Source organism: Bacillus spongiae (assembly GCF_037120725.1).
Classification (GTDB): Bacteria; Bacillota; Bacilli; order Bacillales; family Bacillaceae_K; genus Bacillus_CI; species Bacillus_CI spongiae.
Window position 1 is genome coordinate 134,771 of the sequence record NZ_JBBAXC010000010.1, and the last position, 13,292, is coordinate 148,062.

The 13,292-nt window shown below is 35.9% G+C and carries 12 protein-coding genes and 1 pseudogene; 4 read left to right on the forward strand and 9 right to left on the reverse strand.

Features of this window, described 5'->3' with window-relative positions; genetic code table 11:
* Positions 1-84: 84 nt before the first annotated feature.
* Positions 85-405 (reverse strand): YqfO family protein, encoded by a 321-nt coding sequence (locus WAK64_RS13355; RefSeq protein WP_336587482.1) that lies wholly within the window; start codon positions 403-405, stop codon positions 85-87.
* A 967-nt stretch (positions 406-1,372) separates the two neighbouring features.
* Here WAK64_RS13355 and WAK64_RS13360 point away from each other — a divergent pair.
* Positions 1,373-1,966 (forward strand): cell wall hydrolase, encoded by a 594-nt coding sequence (locus tag WAK64_RS13360; RefSeq protein ID WP_336587483.1) that lies wholly within the window; start codon positions 1,373-1,375, stop codon positions 1,964-1,966.
* 218 nt (positions 1,967-2,184) lie between these two features.
* Here WAK64_RS13360 and nheC read toward each other — a convergent pair whose 3' ends face one another.
* Genes nheC through nheA form a run of 3 tightly spaced genes read right to left on the reverse strand, consistent with a single transcriptional unit; the run spans position 2,185 to position 5,735 of the window.
* Entirely contained in the window at positions 2,185-3,291 is a 1,107-nt protein-coding gene (nheC, locus tag WAK64_RS13365; protein ID WP_336587484.1) for a non-hemolytic enterotoxin subunit C, read from the reverse strand.
* Positions 3,292-3,345: 54 nt separating this feature from the next.
* Positions 3,346-4,542 (reverse strand): non-hemolytic enterotoxin subunit B, encoded by a 1,197-nt coding sequence (gene nheB / locus WAK64_RS13370; protein ID WP_336587530.1) that lies wholly within the window; start codon positions 4,540-4,542, stop codon positions 3,346-3,348.
* A 32-nt stretch (positions 4,543-4,574) separates the two neighbouring features.
* A complete protein-coding gene (nheA, locus tag WAK64_RS13375) occupies positions 4,575-5,735 on the reverse strand; it encodes a non-hemolytic enterotoxin subunit A (protein ID WP_336587485.1) in 1,161 nt (386 codons plus the stop codon).
* A gap of 403 nt (positions 5,736-6,138) precedes the next feature.
* On the opposite strand from nheA, the gene WAK64_RS13380 reads away from it, so the two are divergent.
* Complete coding sequence (locus WAK64_RS13380) at positions 6,139-7,092, forward strand: nucleoside hydrolase (protein WP_336587486.1); 954 nt, start codon at positions 6,139-6,141, stop codon at positions 7,090-7,092.
* 262 nt (positions 7,093-7,354) lie between these two features.
* Here the strand turns inward: WAK64_RS13380 and WAK64_RS13385 are convergent, their stop codons facing one another.
* Together WAK64_RS13385 and WAK64_RS13390 are read right to left on the reverse strand one after the other, a co-directional pair.
* The gene (locus WAK64_RS13385) at positions 7,355-7,687 is read right to left on the reverse strand and encodes a nucleoside triphosphate pyrophosphohydrolase (protein ID WP_336587487.1); all 333 of its coding nucleotides are present in this window, start codon (positions 7,685-7,687) and stop codon (positions 7,355-7,357) included.
* 726 nt (positions 7,688-8,413) lie between these two features.
* Positions 8,414-9,220: pseudogene (locus WAK64_RS13390) on the reverse strand (phospholipase C); the annotation flags it as partial.
* 534 nt (positions 9,221-9,754) lie between these two features.
* Here WAK64_RS13390 and WAK64_RS13395 point away from each other — a divergent pair.
* Both WAK64_RS13395 and WAK64_RS13400 read left to right on the forward strand, forming a co-directional pair.
* Positions 9,755-10,276, forward strand: a complete 522-nt coding sequence (locus WAK64_RS13395; protein WP_336587488.1) for an RNA polymerase sigma factor — start codon at positions 9,755-9,757, stop codon at positions 10,274-10,276.
* A complete protein-coding gene (locus WAK64_RS13400) occupies positions 10,254-11,156 on the forward strand; it encodes a hypothetical protein (protein WP_336587489.1) in 903 nt (300 codons plus the stop codon). The genes WAK64_RS13395 and WAK64_RS13400 overlap by 23 nt, the downstream gene beginning before the upstream one ends.
* A 117-nt stretch (positions 11,157-11,273) precedes the next feature.
* Here WAK64_RS13400 and WAK64_RS13405 read toward each other — a convergent pair whose 3' ends face one another.
* The 3 genes from WAK64_RS13405 to WAK64_RS13415 all read right to left on the reverse strand — a co-directional run bounded on the left by WAK64_RS13405 (position 11,274) and on the right by WAK64_RS13415 (position 13,211).
* Positions 11,274-11,591, reverse strand: coding sequence for a hypothetical protein (locus WAK64_RS13405; protein ID WP_336587490.1), 318 nt, complete (start codon positions 11,589-11,591; stop codon positions 11,274-11,276).
* 522 nt (positions 11,592-12,113) lie between these two features.
* Positions 12,114-12,689 (reverse strand): GNAT family N-acetyltransferase, encoded by a 576-nt coding sequence (locus WAK64_RS13410; protein WP_336587491.1) that lies wholly within the window; start codon positions 12,687-12,689, stop codon positions 12,114-12,116.
* A gap of 195 nt (positions 12,690-12,884) precedes the next feature.
* Entirely contained in the window at positions 12,885-13,211 is a 327-nt protein-coding gene (locus WAK64_RS13415) for an antibiotic biosynthesis monooxygenase family protein (RefSeq protein WP_336587492.1), read from the reverse strand.
* Positions 13,212-13,292 lie beyond the last annotated feature (81 nt).

Sequence of the window (13,292 nt, forward strand, 5' to 3'; positions counted from 1 at the left end):
TCATTTGAACACTTACGTTGATAACCAATGTCAATTTTTCCTCTCACGCGCTACCTTGAAGATAGTTGCTTATTGACAATCCCTTTAGTCCAATAATGGTAACACATTAATAATCGGCTCTTCATATGGGTGAATACTTAAAATCACTTTCTTCACTTCTTCAATGTCTGTATAGGGACAACGAAACTCCATTTTGCATTCCGTTCCGAATGAGACCTTTCCAACCTCTCCATTAAACGGTTTAGCGTCCTTCTTCGGTCGCCAATATCCATTAACATGTGAATACGAGACAACATGATCATATTCCCCAATCGTTAAGACATCCCTATTGTTTAATTTATTTCGCAATGGTTCTATGTATTCTTCTGGTAATAACACTTCTACTTTCACTTTGCTAAAATTCACTGAACTCTCCCCTTCTTCATTTTATTACACGATGATCTTTTCATTTTCAAATTCAAAAACGTGATGAAAAACGACATTCATTTAGTATACGAAAACGTTGCTCCACTGTGCATACTCTGCCATCTGTCGTGAAACAATACAATAGATGACAAAAGCACAAATTTAGGCAAGTTATACAAGTGGCCGTTGATTAAATATTTTGTTTTCATTATGAGTTGGGCTTTTCAATTTAGATATAATGCCGTCCTCAGCACTACTTACATCATTATAACTAAATGGTCATCTTTCTCTGAGTTCTTTTCAAAGCCCTTCCAAGGTGAACTAAATTAAACTCTGTAGGTAGGTGAAAAGCTTGCGAGAGATTTCTTATTGTACATGTAATAGTACTTTATCGTTTTACATGAACAGTTTCCGATTGTTCATCGTTTCTATTACGATAACTTCAATCGAGGATTCCGATTGTTGGGACTTTGATTGAAAATTCAAAGATGACATTATAATGCCATCCATTTCAATGAAACCTCTTTTTCAACAATTCCTTTCCACCATTTGATTTAAATATTTTTTTGACCACCTTAAAACTTTTTTCGTTAATCGCTCGTCTAAAGAAGTGAATACGAATTTGGTAAAGAAAAATGGAAGTTTGTTGTTACTTCTACAAGTCCCCAAATCAATAAATGTTGAGTAAAGCTTTAAAAAGTAGACTTTGTCGAACACCCAATATTTCTTCGTTAAGTTACATTGTAATAAAGTAGTAATATTACGTTAAATAATACCCATATACCCCCATAATCTCTATTTTCATCCATATTTTGATAAATGGAAACCATTCCCACCACTATGAAAAACCCTTTCATTTTCAGTAATTAACAGATTACTAACTTCCTAGGGAAACTTTGGTAATGAATAAGTATGTTACAACTGATACCATTTTTACTAGAGGCACAAACAACTAGGAGGTCATAACATGAATAACATAAAAAAACTAATTGCAACTACAAGCTTAGCTCTGGGACTATTTGCTCTTCCAACCTTAACGGATGCATCGACTTCTCATACGGTTCAATCAGGTGAATCATTTTGGAAAATTGCGACACAATATGGTGTATCTGTTACAAGTTTACTAGAAGAAAATAATCGTACAAGTAGCGCATTAAATGCTGGCGAAACAATCAAGATTCCTAACAGTATTTCTGAAGCTGATAAGGAACTTTTAGCTAAGCTGGTTCATGCAGAAGCAAAAGGTGAGCCATATGCTGGTAAAGTGGCCGTTGCAACCGTGGTTTTAAACCGTCTTGACCATCCCGACTATCCAAATACAATTAAAGATGTCATTTATGCTAAATCATCAAAAGGATATTATGCTTTCTCGCCTGTAAAGGATGGAGCTATTAACCAAACTCCTAATGATGAAGCAAGAAAAGCCGTTAAAGAAGCGCTAGCTTTCAGAGGCCAAGGAAAAGGATCACTTTATTTCTATAATCCTGAAACAGCAACGAGCGAATGGATTTTCTCACGTGAAGTAACGACTACTATTGGAAACCATCGCTTTGCAAAATAATTCATATATTATGCCATAGTCCTCTAGGGGCTGTGGCTTTTTGAATGGACTTTTTGGACTTTGACTTTCCTTGTTCTATTTCCTAAAAACATCTATAAAAAATGAAAACGAAATGGACCATGCCCTCATAAATATTCCAATAAAAAAAGCTAACGCTATAGGATCGTTATGAAACGACCTTTAGCGCTAGCTCTCCTCTATTCTTCCTTTGACACTTACTAACTTGCAATAGAATTTAATTCTTCTTCCCCTAGCTGTGTACCTTCATATAATTTATTCGCATACTCTTTAAGATCTTCCCAACTATCCCTTGCAATCGATAAATCCTCTTCGATAAAAATAAATACATCAGGATCTATCGTTTCAATATTTTGCAAGAGGCTACTATACTTCGCAGCTACGACATTCCATTGATTTGACATATTCTGAAGGGAGTTAATGGCCACGTTGATCGTATCATTTAAGTAGCTAATCTGGCTTTTGATCGTTGTAAGGTTCGTTATAGCTGCCTGTGATTCCGTTATTTCTGAGTTAAGTTTTGAAATTTCTCCGTTAGCAAAATCAATATTAGACTTTGCTGAGGCGATCATTGGTCCACCAGCAATACAACCGATGATTGTCACACACAGGAATGCCCCGGCGATGATCAAATCTTGGTTCTTTTTAATCGATTCATTATGTTGCTCTATTTGTTGCTGGAGCAATGGAATTCCACTATCACGTGTTGAAATGGCATGCATTACTTCATCAATGTCAAAATTGAAACTACGTGAATCTTCGGCCATTTTTTGTCGAAACGAAACAAACTCACTTAGAAGATCATCCGTATTTTTCTTATTTTCTACTATACTTTTATATAATGCTTCCACTTCGTTTTGCAAAGTGATCGTATCTTGTTGGTTAACAGCAGTTAATAACACACTATAACGCTCTTGAAAAACCGAATGATACTCGACAATATCCTCATTAACCTCAATCATATACGGTTTCAGATTATTTAACCAGTAGTTAGCATTGGTTTTTGCGGTTTGTTGATGAGTTTCAATATTGGACTTTAACCCATCATGGATAAAGTTTACCCCTGTTAAATCGACTGCCGTTTGCTCAAGTAGCGTACGAGAATAGGTATCCATCACTAGCATATTTGATGCCATACTGTCCATCGCATCTTGGAAATTGGCAGCAGGACCTAATGAATATAACGAATTGGTTTCTTGCTCGCTTTCTGACGCTAATACTTGAAAGGGGATAACATTGGTTGTGCTTGTTGAGATTGAAAAGATAACCAATAGTACAAGAAGCTTACGATAAAACGGCTTTTTCATATCAATTCACCTACTTTTTTATTGTTATAAAAACGACCTATTAAAATAGTAGGTTTAAGAAGGATCTGTATCTACCACTTGAATATCCTCCGCGTAGATTTTTTCAGCATATTCTTTAATGTTATTCCAGCTATCCTTCGCGACACTTAAATCCTCTGAGATAAAGAAAAAGTCATCAGGGTCGATGAAATCAACATTTTGAAGTAATGAATTATACTTCGATCCCATTGTATACCATTGATTTGAAATATTTTGGAGTGCAGTAATAGCGATATCAATCGTATCCATCATATATTCCGTTTGATTTTTAACATTCGTTAAGCCCGCTACTTGGATTTCCGCCTGAGAAATTTGCCCTGTTAATTCCTCAATCGCGGCCTTCGCGTCATCCATCTCTTGCTTGGCTAAAATAATGCCTGTCGTTCCACCACCAAGTGACGCTGTTCCTCCTGCAATTAAGGTGACCCCTAGTGGAACTCCTGCACCCGTTGCAATAACAACAGAACCTCCAATAATGGCGATTGGACCTAGAGCAGTTGCTACAGAGGACCCAATTATAATGGCATTGTAATTCTCAACGGCTTCATTGTACGTGGTAATTTGGCTTTGTAATAGGGGAATACCTGCATTTTGGCTTGATAAAATGGAGGTAATTTCATTCGCATCCCCTTTAAAGTTCTGCGTATCCTCTGTCATTTTATCTCGGAATGCTCTCAGTTCTTCGACTAGTTCATCCACCTCTGCTTGATTATCAGTAATACTATTTGTTAGCCTAATCAGCCCCTGCTTCAACGTTTCTGAATCCTGGTTTTCCACTGCTGTCACTAACGTATCATAGTAGTTTTGGAATTTCGTATTATAATTGATAATATTTTGATTTGTTGATATTAGTTGTGGTTTCAGGCTATCTAGCCAATAGTTGGCATTATTTCTCGCAACCGATTGGTGATGAAGAATGTCTGTTTTTAATACATCACTAACCGTTGTGATACCGTTGAAGTTCACATCTCCATGCTTAATAATCGTAAGTGCATAAAGGTCCATTACTAAAGCGTTTGAACCTGTACTTTCCATCGCTTCACGAAGACCTTGAGGCCCCAAAGAATAGCCTTGGTGTTGATCCGCATCAGTGACCGTTGCTGTTGCAATCGTTGCTCTATCCTCCGCCAATGCTTGTACAGGGATCAAGTTATTCGCGGACATTGCAATCAAAGTAGATAATGCCATTACCTTATATGGAATTTTCTTCATCATCTTTCCTCCCATTTCAATAGAATAATCGTTTATTGAATATTTACGTTCGTTACATAATCTTCAAATTGATTTGTTTGAATGTTCATTTCATCACTCATTTTTTGTAAATGAGATAAATTCGCCTGTAATTCACTGATATCCACTTCCCCTTCAGCATTAATTACCGATTTCATCTCAATCATAGATTCGTTTAACGCTTTCCAATCAGAGAGTAAGAACTCATAAATCATTAACTGTCGATCGATCATATCTGTGAAACCGTCTACCTGATCTTCAATTAGTGTAATTTGTGTCGCTTGAATTTCAGTCTCCGATAACTGTTGGATTAAAGGAATCAGCTCATTCTGTTTTTCTTGGATATTTAAAGCTGCCGCGGACACTTGACTATCTGCTAGATTAATCAAGTCATCACTAAGGTTTTCGATGGAGACAAAATCAATCGTTTTTGTTGTTGCTCCTGCTGAAGTAATCGAAAATACTTGCCTTCCAATATTGATAGAGCCGTTAATAATTTCTTGCGGTCTATTTAAGATTGTGAGTAGTTCTGCTTGAATTTCCTCTTGTATTCCTTTAATATCCTCTCGTATTACGGCGAGATCTCCACCTGAACCTTGTAAAGATTGAATCGCATCATCTGCTCTCTCAGTGAAGTTTATGCTATCTTGATCAAGCAACATTTTATAACGACTTAATTCTAATGAAGTAAATTCCATGTTATCCTGAATCATCTGAACTTGAGCTTGAAGTTTATCGAAAGCGTTTCCAAAGTTTGACTTGGCAATAGGGTCCTCATTCATATCATTAGCCAATTCCACTAGCTTGTTATAATAGCTGTTATAACGTGAGCTAAATCTCATAATCTCTTCATTTAAGTCTAGTAACTTAGGGTTATATTGGTCAATCCATTCCCTTGCATTAATCTTAGCGAAGTCCTGATGATTCGTTAAACTAGGCATCGCCTCTATATTTACATCAGGCTGCTGTAAAATGACCAAGCCATATGCCTGAATTAATGGTGTTTGTGCTCCTAATAATCGAATCGAATTTGATAGTGTATTATTTAACGATACATTTTGAATCGTGCTTTGTGAAAACTCCGGTTGAGGTTCTACTGTTGAAGCATTAACGGGGTGTAGGTAACTAGTTGAAAAAGCCGTGATTAATAATCCAGTAATAAGTGAATTTTTCATTTTTATCCTCCTACTTTATGTTTTTTCGAAATTTTCAGACTAAATCACTTATATATTCTCCAACTCCTTTATTCGTCATTACATTACTCAAAATGGATGAATAATGATGGATAAATTATACATGCACAATTTCATACGGCGTAGAAAGTATGCTTAAAAGAATATTTCATTAAATAAAACAGGAGGGAAGTTGCACATATGGACAGGACTATAATACCTTCATTTCACGAGGTAAGGTCTCTTGTCCTAGTCATAATGCAAGGTCGTTTTTTACCCTCTCTTTCCTTACAAGGCATAATCGGTGGAGAAAACCCATAATGATTGGTAACAGGAACGATTTCATTAAGCCCAGTCATATTCACTTATTTTTAGCAAAGATGCTATACACTGAAGGAGAGAAAAAATGAGAAGGAAAGTATTATTATTCGGAGACATTGGAATAGATGATACCGTAGCGTTAGTGTATGCCCATTTAAATCAGAATATTGAATTAGTAGGCATTGTAGCGGATTATGGGAATGTTTCTAAAGCCATGACAATAAATAATGCTCGTTTTATATTAGACCAGTTAAACAGACTTGACATAAAGGTGATCGGCGGCGCAGAAGTACCCATGTCTGCCCTAACACCATCCTACTACACCGATGTTCATGGAACATATGGTCTTGGGCCACTCCAACCCTCTTCCTTCAATCATCAGTCGCTTGAAAACTTTTTCGAAGTGATTGACCTGATTAAGCAATATGATCATAATGAGTTAATCATCGTCAATACGGGAAGGCTTACCTCATTAGCGACTCTTTTATTGCTATATCCTGAGTTTTTACAAATGGTTCATTCCTATTTCATTATGGGTGGGGCCTTTTTAGTGCCTGGTAACGTCACACCCGTAGCGGAGGCTAATTTTTATGGAGATCCCGTTGCCGCCAATCTCATCATGAAATATGCCCATAATGTATCCTTATTTCCACTCAATGTGACGATGAAGGCAATCGTCACTCCAGAAATGGTTAACTACATTCACGAAAAAGAAAAAGCCACCCTCGTAAAGCCGCTATTAGATTTTTATTACGAAGAATATTACCAAAAACTTTACCCTGAAATTGGAGGGAGCCCCGTGCACGATGTACTGGCCTTTATCGGTATTTCAAATAAAGACTTATTTACGTTTTACAAAACACCTATTGCCGTCAGCACAACGAATATAACCCTAGGGCAAAGCATAGGAGACTTTCGAAGCTTAACAGAAAAAGAGGATTTTGATGATCGACCTTCACAAAATATCGCTATGGACATGAACTATGAGGGGTTTTTCTATGATTTTATGACTGTAATGACAGGGGAGGAATTTTCATAGGACGGGGAAAAGTGGATTTTACTTTTGTTTAATATAACTTGAATAGTATTCAAGTATAGGGTTTTGAATGATTATCGTTAACCTATCTAGGTATAATTCAATCTATGATTCTATCGGATCAGCTACATTAATGGAAGGAGAAAGAAAAAAATAAAGAAGAGCTCGCATATTTCGAACTCTTTCCTTATTAGACATAACTTTCCGTGTACTCCTCATCAATACTTCGTTAAAGCCTTTACATTAGATACATAATACTATAGCCTCACCGTTCGTCTCCTTCTACTTCAATTAAAAAAACCTTCTCTTGAAATCCTCCGCGCTCTTCTGCCTTTTGTTTTCGAAGTTCTTCCACCCTATCGATTGTTGCACCATGTGTGTCTGCAAGGGCATGAACGACTTCTAATAAATCGGCGAGCTCTTCTAAGGAGGATTCATTCGTTGAGGCTTCTAAATATTCTTGAAGCTCCTCCATACTCTTTTTCTTTAACTCTTTTACATAGTCTTCTTGTGAGAGAATAACTTTTTTATAGCTCTTTCCAGATTTTTCGATTATTTCAGGAATTTTATCTCGAACTAATTTATTGTAAATCGGCATTTAGACTCCTACTTTCTTACTGATTAAATACGCTGAAAGAGATGACCGTTCATTTGAAAGAATCAACATACTCATTCATAAGGACACCCTACCCTCTTTAGTCTTTTTTTATAGACTCATTATCCTTTTCGTTGAATTTGGTCAAGCGTTTTTCTTAAAACCATATCCAAAATACCTCTTTAACCATCGGTAAAATTTGTCTATTTACAAAGATAAAAGGTTTATAAAGTTATTGTAGCAAATAAATACCATTTAAGGATATGTTTTGTGTATAACTTATTATTGATAGATTGGAGTTAGAAACATTTAACAGAGCATCAAGACTGCGCAACCGGTATTCTTACTTCTTTACGAAACAGAAAAACGCTACATAACGTAGCGTTTTTCTACTTTACAATACGTTGTTCTTCCATTAATTATCTATCCATGAGCCTACTCACTATCTGTTCTAATCACTAGGCTTTGACTAAATTTAGATTGATCACCAAAATTATCAACCGCTCTAATTTGATACTCATACGTTGTATTAACAGCTAAATTTTCATCGACAAAACCATGTAAAGCGAACTCATCACTACCTGCTTCGATAGTCTTATAAAGCTCTCCATTTCGATAAAGCTCATAAGCTACTATTCTATCTTCTGACTTAGTAGGATACCAGGCAATTCTTGCTGTCGTTGAAGTAATCGCTTCTCCAGAAGATTCATAAAACTCAGGAGCCGATACATTTACATACGTTTCAAACCAATAGTGGATAAAACCTGCCATAAACCGTTGAGCTTCCTCTAACCGTTCACCTGTTGGGGCCGTTACAGCCTCACGCCATTTCTCTGCATAATAGTCTGAAGTTGCGGCTGAAACAAACCAATCCAATATCTCATCGTTAACAATCGTTGAATAGGCTGCTTTTGCGTCTACAGCTGTCGTATGTAACCATCCCTCCGGATCTTGATCGTTTACCTTCCAATATCCGTTTGCATCATATACTTTATAGGAATCCTTAATTGTATCTACATAATTCTCATATTTAGAATGATAACCAAATGGGTATGTAATGTTTGTAAAGTTTCCTGCATGCATTGGCTGAGTGATATCACCAAAATAATGTAATGAGAGCCCTAAATTAAAGAAGGCATCCTCCATATCTTGATTTTGGTATGCTTCTCCCGCCAATCGAAAATACTTAGCTCCTGTTTCTTTTGCATTTTTTGCATAGGGAATATAGGTTTCACCTGTATCAGGATCATAGAAATGGGAAGCAAATGTACCCGAATCGAAGTATGGATTCTCCCAATCAGCTGCGTAAATACCTTCCTCTAACTCTAGCTTAAATTGATTCAGTAACTCATTTTCAACTGAATGTGTAATGGATTCATCCGCTTCTAAAATATCAATCGCTTGATTCACAATCCAAAGATGAGTATTCCCTTCGTCATCATGAGTTTCCTCCGCTGACCAAGCGTATGTATGACCTTGATTAGATGAAGTCAAGAGCAACATTAAAGCTAAAACTAAAAACAATTTCTTTTTCATCATGATTCCTCCAAAACTATTTAATAATAGTAAATATAAAATAGAAAACTATTTTACCATATTCAGAAGATTCATAAACTTCGTATATATACTATTTTTCACTATTTTTACCGTAAATACTTTAAAATCCTCTAAATTACTATTCAATATATAATATTTTAATTTTTTTGAACTCAAATCTTTTTACCTAGTCTCTCTATGATTCTTCTTTCTTAAGAACTGTAAAGCCCTAATAAAGACCGCTAAAATTCAGAAAGATTTACACACTACGTAATCCTACATAGCTAAATAGTTTCATAGAAAATGACCATAACATTATTCAAATCATAACATTTTGGCACTTTTGCTTGAAATTTCCATTTTTTTGATTGTGATGTAAGATTATTAGAAAGCATAATGCCTCGTTGCTACATACATTTAATTTACTATGTCTTTCTCAATTAAACTTTGTACATTGAAAAAAGCCTTAACTATTTTTCACTTTTCAGTAATTTAACTAACTTCCATTCGTCTAATAATAAAGGGGGGAAGCAAATGGAGGATTATTCGATAAAGGAATGGTTTGAGCGATATGAAAAAGATGTGACGAGTTTCCTAGTCTATTACACAAGCTCAACAGATGTTGAGGACCTTGTTCAAGATACATTCCTACACGCAATAAAAAGCTTATCCAAATTCAAAGGGAATTCTAGTCCAAAAACATGGCTTATTTCCATTGCACGAAACATTGTCACAGATCGTTATAGGAAGAAGCATTTATGGGAGCGAATAAAAAAGGCACTCATCCCCGAACAGTCGTATGATAAAACGACAGAAATGATGGCGATAAAGAAATGGGAAAACCATTCTATTCACCATGCGATTCAACAACTTGCACCACAATATCGTGAAGTGGTCATTTTAAGAGGTATTTTAGAACTGTCACCAGATGAAACAAGCATTGTGCTAAATTGCAATAAAAACAATGTGAACGTCATGTACCATCGCTCTTTAAAAAAGCTAAAGATGATTTTAGAAAAGGAGGGTTTCTGTTATGAAGGATACCGGAGACATTGAAGAACGCTTAAAAAAACTGCAAAAGTATTCATTAGATAATGAAGCAAAACGGAAGATTATGCAAAAATTATCTAGTCCACCCATGTCCAGTAAGAAAAAACTGCGATTATTACCCATTATTGCTATCATGTCCTTTTTCTCCATCATTTTGATCCTTGCCCTCCCTTTCCTACCCGGTACGGATAAAAACGAACCTCACAATTATGCAGAACCTGGCCCGCTTGAGTTTATCGCACCAGCAGGTAAGTACTTTACAAAAAATTCTCGACAAACTGTATTTGGATTGGAAGGGAAAGTTGCATTATTAATGAATGATTTTGTTGCAAAAGATAATAGAAGAGTGGCGAAGCTTTTTATTTACTTCTGGGGTGACTCTGACTCTCTTGTTGACATGCCCTATGAGGTTAAGGCTATGAATACGTATGGGGAAGAATTGACCTTATCAACAGGAACACTCTCAAAACCTCTCAATAATGAGGATGCTCAAACCTTAACAAAATTTCAAGCATTTCCTAATGAAGGGGAATGGAAGCTTTCATTTTATGTAAATGAGGAGCTATATGGGGAATTTACCGTCGATGTCTTGCCTGCTTTCGCAAGTACAGCGAATTATACGCTACTCGATTCACCTTTAGAAATGAACATTGGGGAAGAAAGCGAAATTACTATTGAAAGTAGTACGAAAGAAAAAGAAGAAATCCTAGTGGAATTACTAAATGAAGACGGAAAGGTACTATCAGAAAATTATTTTATTCATTCACACGGTGGATATAATAGCTCGATCACCTTCCATCATTATAATGGAGAGCTTCTTTTTCCATATGAGGGCACATGGACTTTACGAATTGATGGAGAAAAGACATCATCCTTTACTAATTAGAAGACTAAAAAATGGGTTCCAAAATTGGAACCCATTTTGTTTTAGTCAACTATTAAATAAAAATGTTGATAAATAATAAAGTCGGAAGGAATCAAAAATCAAAGTCATTCGTTCTTTTCAATCTACTTTTTCACCGCTAATCAAGGCTGTGAAGTAACTTTCAAATAAAACATTAAAATCGTTTTCATAATCAAATTCGGTATGCTCAATTGCTAATCTCTCTCCACTGTTAAAGTCAATGACTTCAAAGAAAACCATATTTACTCCGAACATTTCTATATGACCTAAACACTTGTTTGGATTGTAGTGATGAACAATTACACATGAATAATCGTTTTTGCTTTCTTCTTTATATGTAAGTTTTTCTGTATCTATACCATACTTAGATAGAAAACTCTTCTTATCTGTCATCCATTTGAAGAAATCTTCTTTCATATTATTCCTCCTATGCGTGTAGATATTTCTGTCGACCTTTAATGACACAGACTCCTTACTGCTGCATTACATTAGAAGAACCAGCACATTTTCTATACTACCGACTATCTATCTTGCGTTTCTCATTCTTAGAGTAAAGGGAATTTTTCAACGATAACTTATAGGATCTAGTGACTCGAAAAGAACAATCTGACATGAGTAGCCTGTCTATCCACTCTTACCGTATTAGTTAGGCACAAAAAAGTATTTGAATACAGCAGTAACGCTGCTATCTAACCTCTTTACTATTCTCAATTGTAGAGTATTTGTGCTGGATCAGAGTTCCTAGAACGAATGTTTCATTTAAGAATATATTCACAATTAGCTTTAACAGTGAAAAAGGTAAATAGATAGCATTCTTCATTTTGAAAAAGGTCAGCCTTTAACCCCTGATCTTTTTGATTTATTCATTATTTTTTTGTGGTGTTAAATTTGTAGAAAACGGGCAGAAACATAGATTTGAAGCAATGCCCAAGAAAATATTTATTTAGATGTAACCTTCATTCCTTCATCGCCGATTTCTTTCCACTCATGACGTAAAACACTATATAACAGGGAATCACGCCAACCATCTTGTAATAATATAGTTTCCCTCATACGTCCTTCTCTCACCATTTCGACCTTTTCTAATACCTTTCTTGACCCAATATTTCTAGGGTCACAGGTAGCGAAAATCCGATGCAGTTTCCATTCAGTAAAACCTCTATTAATTAACTCTTTAGCAACCTCTGTAGCATACCCATTCCCCCAATAATCGGGATTTATAATGTACGATATTTCACCAACATGATTAGCGAAATCACGAATGGCTAACTGACCTACTCCAATCATATTTTCACTCTCTTTTAACACAACGGCAAATGCAAATCGGGTTCTCGGAACAGCTTTTGAATCGATTAATACTTGCTCTACAAATGCTTTAGATTGCTCCTCCGAATTAGGTCCCCATGTCTGATACTTTGACACTCTTTCTTGTGATGCATATTGATGAACTGCCTTCCAATCCGTTTCTTTCATTTCACGCAATTCAACACGATGCTTTCTCTCTATGTAGTTCATTAAACAAATCCTTTCTTTCCTATACAACAGTTTTTTTCGATAGATAGTGAATCGTTCCATTTACCATCTTAGCTAATTGAGAATGGCCTCCATCAAAATGTAATAAATGGTAACAGATATTTGTTTAACATCCGTTTACTATAAACGACGCCAAAAAATCTTTAAGCTCTGTATTAAATCCTCTTAAACTGATGGTTACATTTCAAAAAAATTGTCTCTTTCTACTTTGCACACTCTTAAAGCAAACGTTTTGTACCACTCTTTTTTCCCTTTGTCTTGCGCAACCTGATGAGCAGAATGGGCTTTCCAATTTTTAATGGAGTCTTCACTTTCCCAATAAGAGACCGTAATACCGAACTCCTGATCACGAGCACTTTCTATCCCTAAAAACCCCGGCTGCTGTGAGGCTAACTCCACCATTTTTTCAGCCATTCTCCCGTACCCTCCATCATCCTCTGTAAGCTGTGATGAAAAGATGACAGCGTAATATGGCGGAACAGGAGTTTTTGCATACACATCCATTCAGCTCCCTCCTAACTACTATAAAGTTTTGAAAACAAAATTGTCATGCATCCATTCAAAATGGATGTATCCCATTCAGTT

Bases quoted from the DNA above. Each gene is read 5' to 3' on its own strand.
- WAK64_RS13405 (WP_336587490.1), bottom strand. From the start codon at position 11,591: ATGAAAGAAGATTTCTTCAAATGGATGACAGATAAGAAGAGTTTTCTA.
- WAK64_RS13410 (WP_336587491.1), bottom strand. From the start codon at position 12,689: ATGAACTACATAGAGAGAAAGCATCGTGTTGAATTGCGTGAAATGAAA.
- WAK64_RS13380 (WP_336587486.1), top strand. From the start codon at position 6,139: ATGAGAAGGAAAGTATTATTATTCGGAGACATTGGAATAGATGATACC.
- WAK64_RS13385 (WP_336587487.1), bottom strand. From the start codon at position 7,687: ATGCCGATTTACAATAAATTAGTTCGAGATAAAATTCCTGAAATAATC.
- WAK64_RS13400 (WP_336587489.1), top strand. From the start codon at position 10,254: ATGAAGGATACCGGAGACATTGAAGAACGCTTAAAAAAACTGCAAAAG.
- nheB (WP_336587530.1), bottom strand. From the start codon at position 4,542: ATGAAGAAAATTCCATATAAGGTAATGGCATTATCTACTTTGATTGCA.
- WAK64_RS13395 (WP_336587488.1), top strand. From the start codon at position 9,755: ATGGAGGATTATTCGATAAAGGAATGGTTTGAGCGATATGAAAAAGAT.
- nheA (WP_336587485.1), bottom strand. From the start codon at position 5,735: ATGAAAAATTCACTTATTACTGGATTATTAATCACGGCTTTTTCAACT.
- WAK64_RS13415 (WP_336587492.1), bottom strand. From the start codon at position 13,211: ATGGATGTGTATGCAAAAACTCCTGTTCCGCCATATTACGCTGTCATC.
- nheC (WP_336587484.1), bottom strand. From the start codon at position 3,291: ATGAAAAAGCCGTTTTATCGTAAGCTTCTTGTACTATTGGTTATCTTT.
- WAK64_RS13360 (WP_336587483.1), top strand. From the start codon at position 1,373: ATGAATAACATAAAAAAACTAATTGCAACTACAAGCTTAGCTCTGGGA.